Origin of the sequence: Chromobacterium aquaticum (assembly GCF_021129195.1) — a bacterium.
GTDB lineage: Bacteria > Pseudomonadota > Gammaproteobacteria > Burkholderiales > Chromobacteriaceae > Chromobacterium > Chromobacterium aquaticum.
Map to the genome: position 1 here is coordinate 1 of NZ_JAJOHW010000011.1, position 19310 is coordinate 19310.

Here is a 19310-nt window from a genome sequence, read left to right on the forward strand (position 1 = left end):
CTGCTGCTGACCGAGGCCTTAGAACCTGTTCAAAGTCTGCTGCGCTTCGGCGATACGGCGTTGAAACCAAGCTCAAAATGCTCATGTACCACGTGTACATTCCGCTTTTTCGCTCGTTTCCGCCTTGTCTCGCCCTTGCTCGCGAGACTTTGAACAGGCTCTTAGTAGTGGTAACGACACTGCAAAATGGTCAGCACATCATTATGTACGGCATAGACTAGGCGATGCTCGTCATCGATACGGCGCGACCAGAAGCCGGCGAACTGATGCCTCAGCGGCTCCGGCTTGCCTATCCCTTCAAACGGGTTGCGCTGGATGTCCTTGATCAGAGCGTTGATGCGCTTGAAGGTGGGCTTGCTGTTCTGCTGCCAGTAGAGGTAATCCTCCCACGCGTTGTCATCAAACTTGATCTGCATCACTCGCCTCCGTCTTCGAGCAGCGTCCTTTCCTTGGCTTCTCCGTTGTGGAATCTTGCCGCCGCATCGGCCAGCCGCTTGGCGTTTTCAGGGGAGCGCGTCAGGTAGGCGGTTTCTTCCAACGCGTTGTAATCGGCCAGCGACATGATCACCACCGGCTCACCGCGCTGGGTGGTGACGATCACCGGCGCCCGGTCTTCATTCACTTGGCGCATGACTTCGGCCAGGTGCTGGCGGGTGTGGCTGTAGGTAAGCGCTTTCAAGGTATGCCTCCCTCAAGTCGACAATGATTGTACAAACCATAGCACAATCACCACAACCATACAGCCTGTCGCGACTCGCGCCGGTAGATTCCCCCATGCTCAACACCCTTCCGAAGCGCCTGCTGTTCTAGCGCCGCCCAAACAAGCCCCAAGAGAAGTCCACTTCCCCATCCTGAAACACGGGAAAGCCGCGCAAGCATGAACGCAGCCACACCTCGATCACCTAACAGATAGTTCTGGCCATCAATGAACGGCCGCCCTTTCGAGGGAGGTTTAAATGTCCGGAATACTTTGCACGATGAAGGAAATTCGTCGGCTGACAGGGTTTCACCCTGCAACGATCTACCGTAAGATCAAGAAGAATGAATTTCCCGAGCCCATCAAAATCGGAACCGCGTCTCGCTGGCCTGAAGAGGACTATGCGAAATGGCGGGCAGAGTACATCTCCAAGCAGCGTGCTGACCCCACCGACAAGCTTTGTGAGTAACACTGTGAGTAACAAAGCATCGTACCAGAAATTAGTGCCAACAAATTCAATGGGTTAGACCAAAAATGCTATTGATGATCGACAACTACGACTCATTCACCTACAACCTGGTGCAGTACTTCGGCGAGCTGGGCCAGGAGGTGAAGGTGTTCCGCAACGATGAAATCACCGTGCAGCAAATCGAAGCGCTGCGCCCGCAATACCTGGTGATCTCGCCCGGCCCCTGCACCCCCAACGAGGCCGGCGTGTCGGTACCGGCAATCAAGCACTTCGCCGGCCAACTGCCCATCATGGGCGTGTGCCTGGGTCACCAGGGCATAGGCCAGGCTTTCGGCGGCCGCATCGTTCACGCCAAGCAACTGATGCACGGCAAGGTGTCGCCGGTGCATCACCACGATGTCGGCATGTTCCGCGGCCTGCCCAATCCAGTCACCTGCACCCGCTACCATTCGCTGGTGATCGAGCGCGAGACGCTGCCGGACTGCCTGGATGTCACCGCCTGGACCGACGACGGCGAGATCATGGGCGTGCGCCACAAGACGCTGCCGATAGAGGGCGTGCAGTTCCACCCGGAATCCATTCTCACCGAGCATGGCCACGCGATGCTGGACAACTTCTTGAAAGAGTTCGCCTGATGAAGAGGATGTTGATGCTGGTCGCGGCGCTGACGTTGGCAGGCGCGGTGCAAGCCGGCGCGCTGGATGATTGCATGCGCGCCGAAGCGCAAAGTCCGGCGGTATCCGCCTGCCTGCAGCAGCGCCAGGCCAAGGCCGAGGCGGCGCTAGCCCTGGCGGAACAGCGGACCGCCACCGCGATGCGCGATCTGGATCAGGTCACCGGCAACCGCTACCGGACGCGCTTGGCCTTGAGCCAATCCGCGCGCGCCTTCAAGGTCTACCTGGACAAACAGTGCCGCTGGGTGGCCAGCAGCTACGCCAGCGGCAATGGCGCCGCCCAGGCCCAAGCCGGCTGCCGTATCGACCTGACCGAGCAGCGCCTCGCCCAATTGGCGGCGCACGCCGGCAACTGAATTCCCGGAGCGGCCGGCACCGCGCCGGCCTCGCCCGCCCAAGCTAAAGGACTACCCGATGATTACCCCGCAGGCCGCGCTGAACCGGCTGATCGACGGCAATGAACTGTTCTATGACGAGATGCTGGACTTGATGCGCCAGATCATGCGCGGCGAACTGACGCCGGCGCAGACCGCGGCCATCTTGATCGGCCTGCGCGTCAAGGTGGAATCGGTGCTGGAAATCGCCGCCGCCGCCACCGTGATGCGCGAGTTCGCCACGCCAGTGCCCATCAGCCTGCGCGAGCATCTGGTGGACACCTGCGGCACCGGTGGCGACAAATCCCATACCTTCAATATCTCCACCACCGCCGCCTTCGTCGCCGCGGCGGCCGGCGCCCGCGTGGCCAAGCACGGGGGCCGCTCGGTGTCGTCCAGCTCCGGCAGCGCCGATGTGCTGGAGTCGCTGGGGGTGCAGCTGGCGCTGAGCGCCGAGCAGGTGGGCCGCTGTGTCGACGAAATCGGCATCGGCTTCATGTTCGCACCCAATCATCACACCGCGATGCGCCACGTGGCGCCCATCCGCAAGGAGTTGGGCGCGCGCACCATCTTCAACATCCTGGGACCGCTGACCAATCCGGCCGACGCTGAAAACCAGCTGATGGGCGTGTTCCACCCTGATCTGGTCGGCATCCAGGCGCGGGTGCTGAAACAATTGGGCAGCCGCCACGCGCTGATCGTGCACGGGCAGGATGGACTGGATGAGCTGACCTTGTCCGGGCCCAGCATGGTGGCGGAGTTGAAGGACGGCCAGATTGAGGAATACTTGCTGGACCCGCGCGAACTGGGCTTCGAATTCGCCGAACTCAAGCAGTTGCGCGCCGAAACCGCCGCCGCCTCGCGCGACATTCTGCTGGCGGTGCTGAATCAGGAAACCGGCCCTGCGCGCGACATCGTCATCCTCAACGCCGCCGCCGCCATCTACACGGCCGGGGTTTCCCCTAGCCTGGCCGACGGTGTTACCATGGCGCGCGAAGCGCTAGACTCGGGCCGCGCCCGAGCCAAGCTGGATCAATTGATCCAACTCAGTCACGCGCTGACGGCTTGAGCCCAGAATAATCCGCGCCGGCATCGCAGCCCTTGCCGGCGCCCCTAGATATGAATGCACCATTAAAGCCATGAGCAAACTGTCCAAAGACATCTTCAAGGCCTATGACATCCGCGGCATCGTCGGCAAGACCCTGACCAATGACGTCGCCCGCCAGATCGGCCAGGCCATCGGTTCCGAAGCCAAGGCCCGCAAAGTGAAATCCATCGTGGTCGGCCGCGACGGCCGCCTGTCCGGCCCCGAGCTGTGCCAGGCGCTGGCCGAAGGCATCCAGGCCGCCGGCGTCGACGTGGTCGACGTGGGCCGCGTCGCCACGCCGATGCTGTATTTCGCCGCCCATGAGCTGGGCTCGCTGTCCGGCGTGATGGTCACCGGCAGCCACAATCCTCCGGATTACAACGGCTTCAAGATGATGCTGGCCGGCAATACCCTGGCCGGCGACGATATCCAGAAGTTGTACCAGCGCATCGTCGATGGCGATCTCGCCAGCGGCGAAGGCGGCTACGGCACTCATGACATCGCCGAAGCCTATCTGGACCGCATCACCTCCGACATCAAGCTGGAGCGCCCGCTCAATATCGTGGTGGACTGCGGCAACGGCGTGCCCGGCGCGTTCGCGCCGGTGTTGTTCCGCCGCCTGGGCTGCCGCGTGCGCGAGCTGTTCTGCGACGTGGACGGCAACTTCCCCAATCACCACCCGGATCCGGCCAAGCCGGAAAATCTGCAGGATGTGATCGACGCGCTGCAGAAGACCGACGCCGAAATCGGCCTGGCCTTCGACGGCGACGGCGACCGCCTGGGCGTGGTGACCAAGGACGGCACCATCATCTGGCCGGACCGCCAGCTGATGCTGTTCGCCGCCGACGTGCTGGAGCGCAATCCCAAGGCCAAGATCATCTACGATGTGAAATCCACCCGCCTGCTCAAGCCATGGATCAAGCAAAACGGCGGCGTGCCGGTGATGGCGCGCACCGGCCACAGCTTCATCAAGGCCAAGATCAAGGAAACCGGCGCGCTGCTGGCCGGCGAGATGAGCGGCCATGTGTTCTTCAAGGAACGCTGGTACGGCTTCGACGACGGCATGTACGCCGGCGCCCGCCTGCTGGAAGTGCTGTCCCGCGTCGAGGACCCCAGCGCGCTGCTCAATGCGCTGCCCAATGCGGTCTCCACGCCGGAACTCAACCTGAAGATGGCCAAGGAAGGCGAGAACCACGCCTTGATCGCCAAATTGCAGGCCTCCGCCAGCTTCGACGGCGCCGAAGAGGTCAACACCCTGGACGGCCTGCGCGTGGAATACAAGGACGGCTTCGGCCTGGCGCGCGCGTCCAACACCACGCCGGTGATCGTGCTGCGCTTCGAGGCCGACAACGACGTGGCGCTGGAGCGCATCAAGGGTGACTTCCGCCGCGTGCTGGGCACCGCCACTGACGCCAAGCTGCCGTTCTGACACCGGACAGTCCAACGTCTTGCCAGCGTTCCACGCGAACGCGAATCAACACCGCCGGGGACATGGCCGCAGCCATGTCCCTGTTGTATTGAAAGGAAAACCATGTACGCCCAGGCTGCATCCAGCTTCAACACCGCGCGCGACCTGCTGCGCTTCGCCGTCTCGCGCTTCAACGACGCCGGCCTGTTCTACGGCCACGGCACCCAGAACGCCTACGACGAAGCCGCTTACCTGATTTTGTCGGCGCTGAAACTGCCAGTGGACCAGCTCGAGCCCTTTCTCGACGCCAAGCTGCTGCCCACCGAGGTCAAGGACGTGATCGACCTGATCGAGCGCCGCGCCGAGGAGCGGGTGCCGGTGGCCTATCTGACCCACGAAGCCTGGCAGGGCGATTTCAACTTCTACGTGGACGAACGCGTGCTGGTGCCGCGCTCCTTCATTTACGAGCTGCTGGGCGAACCGCTGCAGCCGTGGATCGAACACCCGGAGCTGGTGCAGCGCGCGCTGGACCTGTGCACCGGTTCCGGCTGCCTGGCCGTCCAGCTGGCGCACCATTACCCGGACGCGGAAATCGACGCGGTGGACATCTCGCTGGACGCGCTGGAAGTCGCGGCCATCAATGTGCAGAACTACGGCCTGGACGAGCGCGTGCAGCTGATCCACACCGATATGTTCGAGGGCATAGAAGAGAAGTACGACCTGATCATTTCCAACCCGCCCTACGTCGATGCCGAATCGGTGGACGCGCTGCCGCCGGAATACCTGCACGAGCCGGAACTGGCGCTGGGCTCCGGCGAGGACGGCCTGGACGCCACCCGCGAAATCCTGCGCCGCGCGCCGGACTTCCTGAACGACAAAGGCGTGCTGCTGGTGGAGATCGGCCACAACCGCGACATGCTGGAAGAGTGCTTCCCCACCCTGCCCTTCATGTGGATGGAAACCGAAAGCGGCGACGGCTTCGTGTTCCTGATCACGCGTGAGGATCTGGTGGCCGGCCTGGCCGCCGACGCGCAGTAACACCCGCTAACAAAACCCCTGAAGCTGCGTTGCGCCGACTTGCCGTACCCAAGCTACCGTCTGCGTCGGCGCGCCTTGGCTCAGCGTTTTGCTAGCGACTCTAAGAACCTGTTCATAGTCTGCTGTGCTTCGGCGATACGGCGTTGAAAACGACTTCGAAATGCTCATGTACCGTGTGTACATTCCGCTTTCTCAGCCGCAACGCCTTGTCTCGCTCTTGCTCGCAAGACTTTGAACAGGCTCTAAGCCGCCGGCTTCGCCCGGCAGGCAGGATTCGTGAAATAAGAAAAACCGGCGGCGCCCGCGAGGGGCCGCCGGTTTTTTGCCGCCGCTAGCCTTTGGCCGCGCCCTTGCCCGGCTGCAGATCGCGCCAGATCTGCTCGGCGCGCGCCGCCGCCGCGGCTTTCTGCCCGGCGTCCAGCTGCCGGTAGTCCTTGGTGGTCAGAAACCAGTCCGCGCTGAGCGTGTCGCCGGCGCGCCGCGCCACCAGGTTCCAGGCCGCCGCCTCCAGGGGCTGCTTCTCCAGCAGATAGCTCTCCGAGATCATCGCCGCCGCGTGACGGTTGCCCAACTGGTAGGCCTGCTGCAAGGCCGCGCGCGCCTCTTCGCGGTAGCGCGTGCCCGGCTCGAAGTCCGGCCGCTGCGGCTTGCCGTCCAGTTCGAACAGATAGCGCTCGGCCAGATGGGTCAAGGCCTGCACATTGCCGGCGGCGGCCAGCTTGCGTAGCTCCGCCAGCGGCAGCCGGTACAAGCGCTCGTCGATGGCGTAGCCCAGCTGGCGCAGCTGCTGCTTGCGCTGGCGCTCGGCCTGGCTTTCCTGTGGCGGCGCCAGTGCCGCAGCAGCCGGCGCCGGACCGTCTCCCACCGCGAAACTCAGCCCTTGGTAGGAAGCGGCAGGCGCCGCGCTGCTGACCGCGGGCGCGGGGGCCTCAACCTGACCGGCGCGCCTTGTCGCCGGCGCCGGCTCGTCCAGGCCTAGCTGGGCGCGCACCGGCTCAGGCAGATTGGCCCAGGCCAGCCCCAGCAGCGCCAGCCCGCCGGCCGCCGCCCATAAGCGCTTGCCCATCGTCGATCAGATCGAGTTCAGGCAAGCGTTGAGGCCGTTGGCGTGACCATAGCGCGAATAATAATCGCGCTGCGACGGCGTGCCGTGTTCGCCGTAATCGGCCGCGTTGCGCGCCGAAGCCACCGCGTTTTCGATAAAGCTGGGATAACGCAGATTGGTTTCGGCGTACTTGGCGAAGGTGCCCCCCACGCAGTCGGCCTGCAGTTCCTGCATCGGCGCCTGGCGGTAGATATTGTTGGTGAACTGGATGGAGTGGCCCCATTCGTGCGCCAGGATGAATTTGGCCACGTAATTGCCGTAGCTGTTTTCCTGCTGCTGCAAGAAGCCGGTGCCGACGCTGATGGTGTACGGTCCGCACGCCATCGCGCTGAGCTGGGGTTCGCGGCAGGCGTATTGGTTGACATAGACCGTCGGCCGCGCGTAACCGCCGAGGAAGCCGCGGATCTCATTGGCGCTGGACTGGATGTAGCTATTGTTCACCGGGGCTGCCACCACCGGGGACGACAGGCTGGCCAGCATGGAAACCCCGACTAGACTGGCTTGGATCAGACTTCTCATGACTAACTCTCCTTATGTTGTTCACAACGGAGATTTAGTTATGGTAAATGATTTTGGATTTACAAAGTTATTTTGCAATTCCATATGAATAAAAAGACAGTGAAAAATTACCTTGTCACGACAAGCCGTACATGAAAAAGTGACGGGTTGCCGAAAGCAAGCCGTCACTCTCAAAGATACACGCCCGTCGGACCTCGTCTACTCAGGCCATCGCCTCGAAACCATAATTGCGCAACAACATGAAGGCGGTGAACAGCATCACCAGGCCGATCACGCAATCCAGCACCCGCCAGCTTTGCGGCCGCTGGAACAGCGGCGCCAACTTGCCGGCGAAGCAGCCGATGCCGCCGAACCACAGCACCGAGGCGCTGAGGCTGCCCAACAGAAAGGATGGCGCGGCGCTTTCGCCGTAAATCGCGGACACGCCGCCGATCAACACCACCGTGTCCAGCCAGGTATAGGGATTGAGCAGGGTCACCGCCAGCACGGTGCGGATCGCGCGCTTGCGGTCGCGCTCCACGCCGCCGGCCAGCGACATCGCTCCCGGCGTCAGCGCGGAGCGGAAAGCCTTGTAGCCCAACCACAGGATGAAGCCCGCGCCCAGCCAGGTAACGGTGACGATGAAGCCGGGAATCGCATTGAGCAGCTTGCCCACGCCCATCACGCCGCAGGCGATCAGGAACACATCGGCGACGATGCAGATCGCGACGATGGGCAGGATGTGACTGCGGCCTATGCCCTGCCGCAGCACAAAGGCATTCTGCGGCCCAATGCCGACGATCTGCCCGATGGATAGCCCAAGGGCAGATAGATAAACGCTGAAGTTGAACAAGTACCGCTCCCAGAAAGTTTTTACGCAGACTAAGGCAGCGGCGCCGCTAAGTAAAACTAATAAAAATTATCAGATATAAGCAGAACTGATTTTCGAGCGCCGCTCCCAATCGGCGATCCATTCCGGCAGCTGCCGCGGATCCACCGGCGGCGAAATCTCGTAGCCCTGGCCGTCCAGGCAGCCTATCTCCAGCAGCCGGTCCCAGATCGCCCGGCTCTCCACGCCCTCCACCACCAGCTTGCGGCCGGTGTAGTGGGCGAAGGACACCATGCTGCGGATGATGGCCTCGTTGCCCGGCGTGTCCAGCAGCAGGCGCACGAAGCGCTGGTCTATCTTGATGGTGTCGAAGGGTAGCTGCTGCAGATGCACCAGCGAGGACGCGCCGGTGCCGAAGTCATCCAGCGCGATGGACAGCCCCAGATCGCGGCAATGCTCCAGCTTGGCGGTGATCTGCTCCGCCTCCTGCTGGGTCACGCTCTCCAGCACTTCCAGTTCGAGATAGCCCGCCGGCAGCGGATAGGCTTGCAGCAGCGCCTGAATGCCGGGCACGAAACCCTCGTGCTTCAGCGTGATGGCGGACAGATTGACGCTGACCGGGATATGGCGGCCTTCCGCCAGCCATTCGCCGGACTGGCGCAAGGCTTCGCGCAACACCCACCAGTCCAGCTCCCGCATCAGGTCGGTGTTCTCTATCGCCGGGAAGAAGGCGCCCGGCATTTCCAGCCGGCCGTTGCGGCGCCAGCGCACCAGCGCTTCCACTCCTTCGATGCGGTTGTTGCGCAGATTGATCTTGGGTTGGTAAAACAAGGCCAGTTCGTCGCGGGCGATGGCGAGCGCGAAAGCGTTGCGCACCGCGTGCATGTGCTGGATTTCCTCATCCATGGTCACATGGTAATAGCGACAATGGCCACCGCCGGCGTCCTTGGCGCGGCTCAGCGCCAGTTCACCGCGGCGCAGCAACGCCGCGGCGTCGCTGCGGCCGTTCACCGGTTCCACCACGATGCCCATGCTGCAACGGGTGTGGATCACCACTCCCATGCAATCCACCGGCTGCTGCAGACTGCTCATCAGACTGTCCACCAGTTGGTCCAGCTGCTCGTGACGATCGCTGCAGGCGACAAAGCGCGATGCGCCCACGCGGCCGACATAACCATAGGGATAGATGCAGCGCCGCAGCCGGTTGGCCACTTCGCACAGCACCGCGTCGCCGCCCTCGTGCCCGAGGCGAGCGTTGATTTCATGGAAACCCTCGATGGACAGCACCAGCACCGCCAGTTGCGCGTTGGCGCGGCGGATCTGCAATTGCTTGTCGATGTGTTCCTTCATCAGGTGGCGGTTGGGCAGGCCGGTCAGCGGATCGTGGAAAGACAGGAAAGCCAGCTCGGATTCGGCCCGGTGGCTGCGCTCCAGCGCGTCCTGGCGCTCCAGCGCGCGGCTGATCTCGCGCGCCATGGTGTCCACCAGCTCAACCTTGGTGTCATCGAAGAAGCCTGGCTGCCCTGAATACAAGGACAAAGTGCCTATCACCTGCTCGCGCAGCGTCAGCGGCGCCACCAAGGCGCTGCGCACATTCCTGGCGGTCAACACCCGCATCCATGGCTGCATCGACGGATCTTCGCCGCAATCGTTGACCACTTGCACCGTCAAGCCGCGGATCGCCCGGCCGCTGGGCCCGCGGCCATGCTGCTTGTCCGGCTGCGCCGACACTTCCAGGCGTGGAATGAAGGCCTCGGCCAGCGCGCCGGCCATCGCCGCCGGACGGATGAATTGGGAATCGGCGTCCAGCAAGCCCACCCAGGCATGGGAGAAATCGCCTTCGCGCACGCAGACATCGCAGATCGACTGGAACAGTTCGCGGCGCTCGGAACAGCGCACCAAGGCCATGCTGACGCCGCTGAGGGTGGCGTACAGTCCGGACATGGTCTGCAGATGGCGGTGCTTGCTGTCTACCGCCTCCTGCAAGGACTGCTGGTGTCCGTGCAACTGCAGCATCTGATCCAGCAAGATACGCTTGCGCAGCAGCCGCGACAGCGCGGCGAGCTCGGCCAGCTCCAGGCCGGCCTCGGCCAGCCGCGCCAGGAAATGCGCCTGGCAGCGCTCGTAAGCGCCCACCACCCACATCAGGCCCACGCCCAACTGGCGCATCAAGCGTCCCTGTTCCACCACGCGCCAGGCGGCGCGGTCATTCACCGGACGGGTCAGCATCCGTTCGCAATACTGCAGCAAGGCATCCACCAGCGAATCGATGCCGCCCGGCAGGCGCTCGCTCAGCAGCGCCAGCGTGTCCGGACATTTCAGCGCATACCAGTAGAACTCCTTGCCCAGCGCCTCCTTGCGCGACAACAGCAGCGGAGCATGGACGCTCAGCCGCGCCATATGATCCGCCCGGACCCCGATAAAACGGCACATGCCATCCAATAGTGCCTTATTATCTGCTTGCATCTTCAACATGCCTGTCTTTGGCCATGAGCCGCCAGCGCCAGACCGGTCAGAACCGTCGCAGCCAGCCGCTCTAATTATTTTTATGCCGCCACCGCGTGCAGGCAATCCTTTGCCACCGTCCGTGTTCGGACGAAGCAGCACAACATGCCATAGGTGGCGCCGATAAGGCAAGAAACACCGTGGAATTATCACGGTAAGGACGTAAAAACATGCTTGATCCGAAACAACTGGAAACCTTATCGGCCGTTGCCGAAACCGGCGGCTTCGACAAAGCCGCCAAAAAGCTGTTTCTCACCCAATCCGCGATCTCCCAGCGCATCCGCCAACTGGAAGAACAACTGGGCCAGCCGGTGCTGACCCGGACCATTCCGGCCGAGCCCACCGAGGCCGGCCGTCAGTTGCTGCAATACTTCCGCCAGATCAGCCTGATGGAAAACCAACTGATGAACACCCTGCTGCCCAGCGGGCCGCGGCCGGAGTTCACCACCCTGGCCATCGCCGTCAACGCCGACAGCCTAGCCACCTGGTTTCTGCAGGCGGTGCAGCCGGTGCTGGACAGCCAGCCGGTATTGCTGGACATCATGGTGGACGATCAGGATTACACCCATGAACTGATGCGTTCCGGCCATGTGATAGGTTGCGTCAGCACCCGGCCGCAGCCGATACAGGGCGGAGACAGCCTGTTCCTGGGCCAAATGCGCTATCTGTGCGTCGCCACCCTCGGCTTCGCCCAGCGCTATTTCCCGGCCGGCATCAGCGAGGCGGCGCTGGCCGCCGCGCCCACCATTTTGTACAGCCGCAAGGATGACGTTCATCGCCAGTTCCTGCAGCACACCGCCGCCTACCACGGCAGCTTTCCCTACCTGACCGTGCCCACGCCGCAGGGCTTCGTCGAAGTGACGCGCCAGGGCCTGGCTTACAGCCTGCTGCCGGAGCTGATGCTGGAAGACGACATGACCGCCGGCCGGCTGATCGACCTGTTCCCGCAGCAGCACCTGGATATCCCGCTGTACTGGCACCACTGGCGGGTGGAATCCGAATTGTCGCAGGCGCTGGCCGACGCGATGCAGCGGCATTGCCGGCAACACCTGCGGCAATGATCAGTCGGCGCGGCTTGCGCCACGCGGCCGTCGTCTGCTGTACTGAAGAGCGCGCGGACGCATATTGACAGCCGCCCCGCGCGCGGCGCAACATGCCACGCCAACCGCAATGGAGGCAATATGACCGGCAACACCCCCAATAACGAGCAGTGGGCCGAGTTGGAAATGGCCGCCCGCCTGGCCGCGCGCCAAGCCTATGTCCCTTACAGCAAATTCGCCGTCGGCGCCGCCATCCTCGACGGCGCCGGCAAGATCCACATCGGCTGCAATGTGGAGAATGCCTCCTACGGTCTGACCAACTGCGCCGAGCGCACCGCGGTCTACGCCGCGCGCGCCAACCACGGCATCCAGGAGGTGCTGGCGGTATGCATCTACACCCCCACCGCCACGCCCACGCCGCCGTGCGGCGCCTGCCGCCAGGTGCTGAACGAGTTCGGCCCCGGCATGCATGTGCGCGCGATCTGTGACGGCGAGGACAGCATAGACACCACGCTGAACGTGCTGCTGCCAGGCGCTTTCGGGCCCAAGAATCTCAAGGACGCGAGCTAAGAGCCCGTTCAAGGTCTAGCGAGCAAGAGCGAGACAAGGCGAAAACGGCTGAGAAAGCGGAATGTACAAGCGGTACATGAGCATTTCGAAGTTGTTTTCAACGCCGTATCGCCGAAGTGCAGCAGACTTTGAACAGGTTCTGAGAAGGCGGAATGCACAGGTGATACATGAGCATTTCGACGCAGCGCTCACCTAGCACGTCTCACGAAGCGCAGCAGACTTTGAACAGGTTCTAGCGCACGCTCACGGCGCGCGCGGCGCCACTGTCACCTGGTAGCCGCGCTGCCGCAGCAGCTTGACCAGGCCCTGAGGTCCGGCCAGGTGTAGCGCTCCCACCGCCACCAGCAAGCGCCGCGACGCCGCCATCTCGTCGATGCGGCGCGCCATCGCCTGGTTGCGGCGGTCCAGCATCTCGCGCTGAGTCCAGGCGCTGAGCCGCGGATAGCCAGGCAAGGCCACCATGGACTGCAAGGCAGGCAGGTCTCCGCGCTCCCAGGCGGCGATCAAGTCGCGATAATACCGCTCCGCCTCCGGCTTATCCTGCCATTCTGCGGTCTGCCGCACCCATTCACGCAGAGCCGCCGCCGGCATCTCGAACAGCATGCGCCCCTGCTCGCCGGTCGTCTCCAACGCCAGCAAGGGGCGCCGCTCCCGGCGCGCCATCTGCAGCAACATCGTCTCGCTACCCTCCTGCGTCGCCTGACCCAGCCGCTGATACTCGTTCAGCGTCAACTGCATCAACCACATCGCAGGAGCCAGGCTCCGCGCCTGATCAGGCTCGACACCGGTGCGCTGCAACTGCGCCAGCAACAAGCGCCGGCTGTCCGGACCCAGCTGCCGCCACTGTCTGGCGGCGCCTTGCCGCGCCAGCGCCAACACCTCGGCCGGCGCTCCCGGCGCGTCGACATCCAGTTCCAGCACCAAGGCCTCGCTCCGCGCCATCGCCTGGCTCAGCCCCCAGTCCGGCGTGTCCGTGCCGGGTCGACCCACGTGCATGGTGCCGTACAGATAATGCACGCGGCCCTGCTTGCTGAAAGAGTACAAGGGCCCATAGGCCGGCGCCGCCAGCGCCGGCAAGACCAGCCACAAGGCCAGCCAGCCGCACCAGAGAAAATACCATCGCTTCATGTCTGCGCTTTCCATCCAAACCCGGCAAGGATACCAGCCCGCCGCGCGCGCGTCCGGCGAGGACTTTAAATTCATCACTCAAACCAATCGCTATAATTCAAAATAAAACACTTTCAATAAGTAGTTCCCACCAGGCAAAAACCGTCCTTTAGGACAGTTCGAACCAGCCATGCTTTGCTAATCCGAATACACCGCCTCCGCTCCGGCCATGCCACTCCCGCCATGACCGCCCCGAACGGCGTCCGCATCGAGGAGAGCGACATGGTTCGCGTTCGCAAAGACATCTTGAAAATGAGCAATCCCTGGGACCCCATCGTGCTGTGGTACGCGCGCGCGGTCAGGGAAATGCAGAAACGGCCGATCAAGGATCCGACCAGCTGGCGCTATCTGGCCGCCATCCACGGCTTCGACTCCCAGCTTTGGCAGCAGCACGGCTATTTGCAAGCCGGCGAAGCGCTGCCCAGCCCGGCCGATCAAAACACCTATTGGCGGCAATGCCAGCACCAGAGCTGGTATTTCATGCCTTGGCACCGAGGCTATCTGGCCGCCTTCGAGGCCATCGTGCTGGCCGAAATCGTCAAGCTCGGCGGCCCCGCCGACTGGGCCTTGCCCTACTGGAACTACAGCGACAGCGCCAATGCCAAGGCGCGCGACCTACCCACCTGTTTCCAGTCCAAGACCTTGCCGGACGGCAGCGTCAATCCCTTGTGGCTGGCGCAACGCTATGGCTGGAACAATCAGCCCAACCACATCACGCTGCGCCCGGAAACCGTGCAGCTCACCGCCTTGAAGGACGCGCAATTCATCGGCACCGCCAACGGCATCCCGCCGGGCTACGGCGGGCCGCAAACGCCGTTCTGGCATGGCGGCGGCAATAGCGGCGGCCTGGAAAACCTGCCGCACAATCCGGTGCACACCAATATCGGCGGCCGCAACGGCCTGATGTCGGACCCGGACCTGGCCGGCCTGGATCCGGTGTTCTGGATCCATCACTCCAATATCGACCGGCTGTGGCAGGTATGGCTGAACCGCAACCCCGGCCATCAGAACCCCGGCAGCGACAATTGGCTGGAGGGGCCGGTCAACCGCAAGTTCGCGATGCCGCGTCCCAGCGGCAGCGGCTACACCTTCGTCGCCAAGGATGTGCTCAACACCCAGGCGCCGAATCTGAACTACGTTTATCAGGACGTATCTGACCCCCTTGGCGGCGCCAGCCGCGTCGCGCAGCGCATGCAGACGCTGGCGGCGGTCCATCCCGATATCGCGGCGGCAAGCACCATGGCGAACAATCCGAAAACCGAGCTGCTGGGCGCCAACACCGCGGCGATCAAGCTGAGCAACAACACCGTCCACGCGCAGATGCAGTTGGACAGCGGCGCCAAGAACAAGGTGCTGAGCAGCTTCCAGGCCAGCCAGGCCGCCACCCGCCAGCTGCAGGCGCCGCAGAACGCCGCGCCGCCGCAAGAGCCGGACCGGGTCTTCCTCAGCCTGGAAAACATCCGCTGCAAGGTGGACGGCGGCACCTTCAACGTCTACGTCGGCCTGCCCCCGGGCGCCGATCCGGCGCAATACCCGCAGAACCTGGCCGGCACCATCGCCCTGTTCGGCGCGCGCAAGGCCTCGCAGGCCGAACATGGCGGCAATGGCGTCAGCCAGGTGCTGGAGATCACCGACATCGTCGATCGCATGTGCCAGAGCCAGACGCTGGACACGGCGCCGATGGAAGTGCAACTGGTGCCGGTGTCCGATATCGAGGACGACGACGAGGTGACGATAGGCCGCATCAGCGTCTACCGCCATGGCCGATAGCGCTTGACGCCCGATGCCGCTCAAGACCCTGCTCGCCGCGCTGCGCGACACGCCCTGGCCGCTGCTGTGCGCCAGCCTGCTGGGCTGGCTCGGCCTGCTCGCGCTGGAGCGGCGGCTGGCCGCGCCGGGCTATTGCGGCGCCTGGGTCCTGGAGCGCCCCGGCGGCGGCTGGGACGCGCTGCTGGCCGCGTTGTGGCTCAATCCGCCGATGCAATGGCTGCCGTCCTGGCTGCTGATGCTGCTGGCGATGATGGCGCCGCTGCTGGCCGATCCGCTGCGGCAGCTGTGGCTGCGCAGCCTGGCGCGCAAGCGCGCGCTGGCGCTGACGCTGTATTGCTGCGGCTATCTGCTGCCCTGGCTCGCCGCCGGCCTGCCGCTGCACCTGCTGGGCCTGGCGCTGCTGACCTTCAGCGCCGCGCCGTGGCAGGCCTTCGCCGCCGCCTGCGCCATCGCCTGGCTCTGGCAGGCTGCGCCGCCGCGGCTCTACAGCCTGCGGGCCTGCCACCGCCAACCGCGGCTATCCCCGTTCGGTTGGCCGGCCGCCTGGTCCGCGCTGCGTAGCGGCCTCGCCGGCGGCGTCTGGTGCGTCGGCGCTTGCTGGGCCTGGATGCTGCCGCCGCTGCTCGGCGGTGGCGGCCATCTACCCTTGATGGCGGCGATAAGCCTGTGGCTGCTGCTGGAGCGGCGTCGGCCGGAAGGCGCTCCGCCCTTATGGTCCTGGCCCAGACGGCCGGCCCGGTCCGCTCAAAACGCCTGAGCGCGCGTTCTTCTCCATCGCCACATAAAGCAACGGCCCGCGCAAGCGGGCCGTTCGCGCGCATTAATGAGCTAGCTGCGCGCGGGATGATCCTGGACTAACTCAGGCTTTATGGCGCTCGGCCTGCACCGCCTGCGCCACCGCTTCCGCCACCTTGATGCCGTCGACGCCGGCGGACAGGATCCCGCCGGCATAGCCGGCGCCTTCGCCGGCCGGATACAGGCCACGCACGTTCAGGCTCTGGCAATCCTCGCCGCGAGTGATGCGCAATGGCGCGCTGGTGCGGGTTTCCACCCCGGTCAGCACCGCGTCGTGCATATCGTAGCCGCGTATTTTCTTGCCGAAGGCCGGCAAGGCCTCACGCATCGCCTCGATGCAATAATCCGGCAAGGCCGCCGCCAGGTCGGTCCAATGCACGCCAGGCTGATAGGACGGTTCCACCGAACCGACCCCGCTTGACGGCTTGCCGGCCAGGAAATCGCCGACCAGTTGCGCCGGCGCTTCGTAAGTGCCGCCGCCCAGCACATAGGCGCGGCTTTCCAACTCACGCTGGAAAGCGATGCCGGCCAGCGGGCCGCCTGGGTAGTCGTCCGGATTGATGCTGACCACCAGGCCGGAGTTGGCATTGCGCTCGGCGCGCGAATACTGGCTCATGCCATTGGTCACCACCCGGCCTTCTTCCGAGGTGGCGGCCACCACCTGGCCGCCCGGGCACATGCAGAAGCTGTATACCGCGCGGCCGTTGGCGGCGTGGTGCACCAGCTTGTAATCCGCCGCGCCCAATAGCGGATGGCCGGCGTACTTGCCCCAGCGCGCCTTGTCGATCAGCGTTTGCGGGTGCTCGATGCGGAAGCCCACCGAGAACGGCTTGGCCTCCATGAACACGCCGTGGCCGTGCAGCATTTCAAAGGTGTCGCGCGCGCTGTGGCCCAGCGCCAGCACGATATGGTCGGCGCGGATCTGCTCGCCGCCGGCCAGGGTCAGGCCGCGCGCCACCTTGCGGCCGTCCGGCCCGTCTTCCAGATGAATGTCGACAACGCGCTGCTGGAAACGGATCTCGCCGCCCAGCGCCTCGATCTCGGCGCGCATTTTCTCCACCATGCTCACCAGGCGGAAAGTGCCGATATGCGGCTTGGCGACATAGAGGATTTCCTCCGGCGCGCCGGCCTTGACGAACTCGGTCAGCACTTTGCGGCCGAGATGACGCGGATCCTTGATCTGGCTGTACAGTTTGCCGTCGGAGAAGGTGCCGGCGCCGCCTTCGCCGAACTGCACATTGGACTCCGGGTTCAGCACATTCTTGCGCCACAGGCCCCAGGTGTCCTTGGTGCGCTCGCGCACTTTCTTGCCGCGCTCCAGCACGATGGGCTTGAAGCCCATCTGCGCCAGCAGCAGCGCGGCGAAGATGCCACAGGGGCCGAAACCGACCACCACCGGGCGGCGCTCCAGGTTTTCCGGCGCCTGACCGACGAAATGGTAATTGGTGTCCGGAGTCTCCATCACATGCGGATCGGACTTGAAGCGCGCCAACAGCCTGGCCTCGTCGGCCACGTCGATATCGACGATATAGGCCAGGTTCATCATGCCCTTGCGCGCGTCGTAGCTGCGCTTGAAGACCAGGACATCGCGGATCTGCGATTCCGCCACGCCCAGGTAGGCGGCGATCGCGGTGTTCAAAGCCTCCGGAGCGTGGTCCAGCGGCAGTTTCAATTCGGTAATGCGCAACATCTTGAATTCCAGTACGGGTTGGTGTCTATTCAACGAGGCGGTATTGTAGCGGCAAACCGGGTTCGCCCCTATCGCCGCGCGCACACTTCCGTTAAAAAAAACCGGGCCATCGCCCGACAGGAACACGATGACACAACAGGACAACACTCTGAGCCCTCCCGCCGCCTGGCGGGAGCGGCTGGACGGCTACGCCTGGACCCGGCAGAACGACGGCGACTCCAATGCCGCGGTGTTCCGGCTGCAAGCGCCGGGCCAACCCGCGCTATTCGCCAAAACCGAGGCGGCCGGGCCGCTGGCGGAGCTGGACGGCGAGATCGCCCGGCTGCGCTGGCTGGCCGACAACGGCCTGCCCTGCGCGCAAGTGCTGGACGCGACGCGCTGCGCCGGCCGCGACTGGGCGCTGCTGAGCGCGGTGCCGGGCAAGAATCTGCTGGATTGCGGACTGGAACCGGAGGCGACGGTGCGCATCATCGCCGACGCGCTGCTGTGCCTGCACCGCCTACCCGTCGCCGGCTGCCCCTTCGACCATCGCGCCGACGCGCGCATCGCCGCGGCCCGGCAACGACTGGAGGCCGGCTGCGTCGACGCCGAGGACTTCGACGAAGAACGGCTGGGCCAGACGCCGGCGGCGGTATTCGCGCAATTACTGGCCAGCCGCCCGCAGCGCGAGGATCTGGTCCTCACTCACGGCGACGCCTGCCTGCCGAATCTGCTGGCCGAGGACGGCCGCTTCAGCGGCTTCATCGACTGCGGCCGCCTGGGCGTGGCCGACCGCCACCAGGACCTGGCGCTGGCTGCGCGCGACATCGCCACTGAACTCGGCCCGCGCTGGGTCTCGCCCTTCCTGCTGCGTTACGGCATCCAGCCGGACCCGAGTCGCATCGCCTTCTACCAACTACTGGACGAGTTCTTCTGAAAACCTGTTCAAAGTCTGCCGCGCGTCGGCGGGATGCATGGAAAAGGACGTTGAAAGCAGCGACGCCTATACCTGAAAACCGGCCACCGTCTGCCGCAGGCCACCAGTCACTTCGTCCATGCTCTGGATGCCGCTGGACGCCTGGGTCGCCGCGGTGGCGTTGCCGGCCGCCACCTGGGCGATCTGCTCCACGTGACGGGCGATGTCCTGACTGGCCACCCCCTGCTCCTGCAGCGCATGGGAGATATCGCGCACCACTTGCACCACCTGGCCGGCGCTGCCGCGTATCTGCTGGATCATTTCGCCGCCCTGCTCCGCCAGCGCCAACCCAGTGCGCACCCGCTCCACGGTCTGGCTCATATTGGCGCGCGACTGGTCGGAGCTGAGCTGGATCTCGTCTATCATGCCGGCGATTTCCTCGGTGGCTTGCGCGGTGCGCTCGGACAGCTTGCGCACCTCGTCGGCNNCCTTGATCACCTGCATGATGCTGGAAATGGTGGCGGTCTTGTCCGCCAGCGCGGAAATCGCGCCGGCGGTCAGATCCACGGTGTCGCTGATGCCCTTCATCTCGGCCACGGCCTTGGCGATCACCTCGCCACCCTGGTCGGACAGGCTGCCGGAGCGCTGCGACACCTCGCGCGCGTCCTGGGCGTATTGGGAAATATGGTTGATGCTGAC

General features: G+C 64.3%; 20 protein-coding genes. 11 read left to right on the top strand and 9 right to left on the bottom strand.

Features of this window, described 5'->3' with window-relative positions; genetic code table 11:
* Positions 1-161 precede the first annotated feature (161 nt).
* Together LQT98_RS01895 and LQT98_RS01900 are read right to left on the bottom strand one after the other, a co-directional pair.
* A complete protein-coding gene (locus LQT98_RS01895; protein WP_231460933.1) occupies positions 162-416 on the bottom strand; it encodes a Txe/YoeB family addiction module toxin in 255 nt (84 codons plus the stop codon).
* A complete protein-coding gene (locus LQT98_RS01900; protein ID WP_048411545.1) occupies positions 416-679 on the bottom strand; it encodes a type II toxin-antitoxin system Phd/YefM family antitoxin in 264 nt (87 codons plus the stop codon). Before LQT98_RS01900 ends, LQT98_RS01895 begins: the two co-directional genes overlap by 1 nt.
* 277 nt (positions 680-956) lie before the next feature.
* Between LQT98_RS01900 and LQT98_RS01905 the strand changes: the two genes are divergently transcribed.
* The 6 genes from LQT98_RS01905 to prmB all read left to right on the top strand — a co-directional run bounded on the left by LQT98_RS01905 (position 957) and on the right by prmB (position 5747).
* Positions 957-1166 (top strand): helix-turn-helix transcriptional regulator, encoded by a 210-nt coding sequence (locus LQT98_RS01905; RefSeq protein WP_048411544.1) that lies wholly within the window; start codon positions 957-959, stop codon positions 1164-1166.
* Positions 1167-1231: 65 nt separating this feature from the next.
* Positions 1232-1801 carry an aminodeoxychorismate/anthranilate synthase component II gene (locus tag LQT98_RS01910; RefSeq protein WP_048411543.1) on the top strand — a complete coding sequence of 190 codons (570 nt, stop codon included), beginning with the start codon at positions 1232-1234 and terminating at the stop codon, positions 1799-1801.
* On the top strand, positions 1801-2196 hold the full coding sequence (locus tag LQT98_RS01915; RefSeq protein WP_048411542.1) for a lysozyme inhibitor LprI family protein: 396 nt from the start codon (positions 1801-1803) through the stop codon (positions 2194-2196). Before LQT98_RS01910 ends, LQT98_RS01915 begins: the two co-directional genes overlap by 1 nt.
* A 58-nt stretch (positions 2197-2254) precedes the next feature.
* Complete coding sequence (gene trpD / locus LQT98_RS01920; protein ID WP_231460934.1) at positions 2255-3283, top strand: anthranilate phosphoribosyltransferase; 1029 nt, start codon at positions 2255-2257, stop codon at positions 3281-3283.
* 70 nt (positions 3284-3353) lie between these two features.
* Complete coding sequence (locus LQT98_RS01925; RefSeq protein WP_048411540.1) at positions 3354-4730, top strand: phosphomannomutase/phosphoglucomutase; 1377 nt, start codon at positions 3354-3356, stop codon at positions 4728-4730.
* Positions 4731-4832: 102 nt separating this feature from the next.
* Positions 4833-5747 carry a 50S ribosomal protein L3 N(5)-glutamine methyltransferase gene (prmB, locus tag LQT98_RS01930; protein WP_048411539.1) on the top strand — a complete coding sequence of 305 codons (915 nt, stop codon included), beginning with the start codon at positions 4833-4835 and terminating at the stop codon, positions 5745-5747.
* 331 nt (positions 5748-6078) lie between these two features.
* Here the strand turns inward: prmB and LQT98_RS01935 are convergent, their stop codons facing one another.
* From LQT98_RS01935 to LQT98_RS01950, 4 genes are all read right to left on the bottom strand, one after another.
* Complete coding sequence (locus LQT98_RS01935) at positions 6079-6813, bottom strand: hypothetical protein (protein ID WP_231460935.1); 735 nt, start codon at positions 6811-6813, stop codon at positions 6079-6081.
* A gap of 6 nt (positions 6814-6819) precedes the next feature.
* On the bottom strand, positions 6820-7371 hold the full coding sequence (locus LQT98_RS01940; RefSeq protein ID WP_048411537.1) for a neutral zinc metallopeptidase: 552 nt from the start codon (positions 7369-7371) through the stop codon (positions 6820-6822).
* A 202-nt stretch (positions 7372-7573) separates the two neighbouring features.
* Positions 7574-8203, bottom strand: a complete 630-nt coding sequence (locus LQT98_RS01945) for a LysE/ArgO family amino acid transporter (protein WP_048411536.1) — start codon at positions 8201-8203, stop codon at positions 7574-7576.
* A 69-nt stretch (positions 8204-8272) separates the two neighbouring features.
* Positions 8273-10654, bottom strand: coding sequence for an EAL domain-containing protein (locus LQT98_RS01950; RefSeq protein ID WP_331282512.1), 2382 nt, complete (start codon positions 10652-10654; stop codon positions 8273-8275).
* A 200-nt stretch (positions 10655-10854) separates the two neighbouring features.
* Between LQT98_RS01950 and LQT98_RS01955 the strand changes: the two genes are divergently transcribed.
* A complete protein-coding gene (locus LQT98_RS01955; protein ID WP_231460937.1) occupies positions 10855-11745 on the top strand; it encodes a LysR family transcriptional regulator ArgP in 891 nt (296 codons plus the stop codon).
* Between the two features lie 120 nt (positions 11746-11865).
* Positions 11866-12294 (top strand): cytidine deaminase, encoded by a 429-nt coding sequence (locus LQT98_RS01960; protein ID WP_231460938.1) that lies wholly within the window; start codon positions 11866-11868, stop codon positions 12292-12294.
* 243 nt (positions 12295-12537) lie between these two features.
* Here LQT98_RS01960 and LQT98_RS01965 read toward each other — a convergent pair whose 3' ends face one another.
* On the bottom strand, positions 12538-13422 hold the full coding sequence (locus tag LQT98_RS01965) for a TraB/GumN family protein (RefSeq protein WP_231460939.1): 885 nt from the start codon (positions 13420-13422) through the stop codon (positions 12538-12540).
* A gap of 261 nt (positions 13423-13683) precedes the next feature.
* On the opposite strand from LQT98_RS01965, the gene LQT98_RS01970 reads away from it, so the two are divergent.
* Complete coding sequence (locus LQT98_RS01970; protein WP_231460940.1) at positions 13684-15231, top strand: tyrosinase family protein; 1548 nt, start codon at positions 13684-13686, stop codon at positions 15229-15231.
* Between the two features lie 13 nt (positions 15232-15244).
* Positions 15245-15988, top strand: a complete 744-nt coding sequence (locus LQT98_RS01975) for a copper chaperone (protein ID WP_231460941.1) — start codon at positions 15245-15247, stop codon at positions 15986-15988.
* A gap of 102 nt (positions 15989-16090) precedes the next feature.
* Here LQT98_RS01975 and LQT98_RS01980 read toward each other — a convergent pair whose 3' ends face one another.
* Positions 16091-17716: an NAD(P)/FAD-dependent oxidoreductase gene (locus LQT98_RS01980; RefSeq protein WP_231460942.1), complete on the bottom strand. Its 1626-nt coding sequence runs from the start codon at positions 17714-17716 to the stop codon at positions 16091-16093.
* Between the two features lie 127 nt (positions 17717-17843).
* On the opposite strand from LQT98_RS01980, the gene LQT98_RS01985 reads away from it, so the two are divergent.
* Positions 17844-18632, top strand: a complete 789-nt coding sequence (locus LQT98_RS01985) for an APH(3')-II family aminoglycoside O-phosphotransferase (RefSeq protein WP_231460943.1) — start codon at positions 17844-17846, stop codon at positions 18630-18632.
* Between the two features lie 66 nt (positions 18633-18698).
* On the opposite strand, the gene LQT98_RS01990 is transcribed toward LQT98_RS01985, so the two are convergent.
* Positions 18699-19199, bottom strand: a complete 501-nt coding sequence (locus tag LQT98_RS01990; protein WP_456237126.1) for a methyl-accepting chemotaxis protein — start codon at positions 19197-19199, stop codon at positions 18699-18701.
* Positions 19200-19310 lie beyond the last annotated feature (111 nt).

What these genes read in the sequence shown, in the direction of transcription:
- LQT98_RS01965 (WP_231460939.1), bottom strand. Translation starts at nt 13,422, where the DNA reads ATGAAGCGATGGTATTTTCTCTGGTGCGGCTGGCTGGCCTTGTGGCTG.
- LQT98_RS01940 (WP_048411537.1), bottom strand. Translation starts at nt 7,371, where the DNA reads ATGAGAAGTCTGATCCAAGCCAGTCTAGTCGGGGTTTCCATGCTGGCC.
- trpD (WP_231460934.1), top strand. Translation starts at nt 2,255, where the DNA reads ATGATTACCCCGCAGGCCGCGCTGAACCGGCTGATCGACGGCAATGAA.
- LQT98_RS01935 (WP_231460935.1), bottom strand. Translation starts at nt 6,813, where the DNA reads ATGGGCAAGCGCTTATGGGCGGCGGCCGGCGGGCTGGCGCTGCTGGGG.
- LQT98_RS01970 (WP_231460940.1), top strand. Translation starts at nt 13,684, where the DNA reads ATGGTTCGCGTTCGCAAAGACATCTTGAAAATGAGCAATCCCTGGGAC.
- LQT98_RS01950 (WP_331282512.1), bottom strand. Translation starts at nt 10,654, where the DNA reads ATGTTGAAGATGCAAGCAGATAATAAGGCACTATTGGATGGCATGTGC.
- LQT98_RS01910 (WP_048411543.1), top strand. Translation starts at nt 1,232, where the DNA reads ATGCTATTGATGATCGACAACTACGACTCATTCACCTACAACCTGGTG.
- LQT98_RS01960 (WP_231460938.1), top strand. Translation starts at nt 11,866, where the DNA reads ATGACCGGCAACACCCCCAATAACGAGCAGTGGGCCGAGTTGGAAATG.
- LQT98_RS01980 (WP_231460942.1), bottom strand. Translation starts at nt 17,716, where the DNA reads ATGTTGCGCATTACCGAATTGAAACTGCCGCTGGACCACGCTCCGGAG.
- LQT98_RS01975 (WP_231460941.1), top strand. Translation starts at nt 15,245, where the DNA reads ATGCCGCTCAAGACCCTGCTCGCCGCGCTGCGCGACACGCCCTGGCCG.
- LQT98_RS01955 (WP_231460937.1), top strand. Translation starts at nt 10,855, where the DNA reads ATGCTTGATCCGAAACAACTGGAAACCTTATCGGCCGTTGCCGAAACC.
- LQT98_RS01915 (WP_048411542.1), top strand. Translation starts at nt 1,801, where the DNA reads ATGAAGAGGATGTTGATGCTGGTCGCGGCGCTGACGTTGGCAGGCGCG.
- LQT98_RS01895 (WP_231460933.1), bottom strand. Translation starts at nt 416, where the DNA reads ATGCAGATCAAGTTTGATGACAACGCGTGGGAGGATTACCTCTACTGG.
- prmB (WP_048411539.1), top strand. Translation starts at nt 4,833, where the DNA reads ATGTACGCCCAGGCTGCATCCAGCTTCAACACCGCGCGCGACCTGCTG.
- LQT98_RS01925 (WP_048411540.1), top strand. Translation starts at nt 3,354, where the DNA reads ATGAGCAAACTGTCCAAAGACATCTTCAAGGCCTATGACATCCGCGGC.
- LQT98_RS01905 (WP_048411544.1), top strand. Translation starts at nt 957, where the DNA reads ATGTCCGGAATACTTTGCACGATGAAGGAAATTCGTCGGCTGACAGGG.
- LQT98_RS01985 (WP_231460943.1), top strand. Translation starts at nt 17,844, where the DNA reads ATGACACAACAGGACAACACTCTGAGCCCTCCCGCCGCCTGGCGGGAG.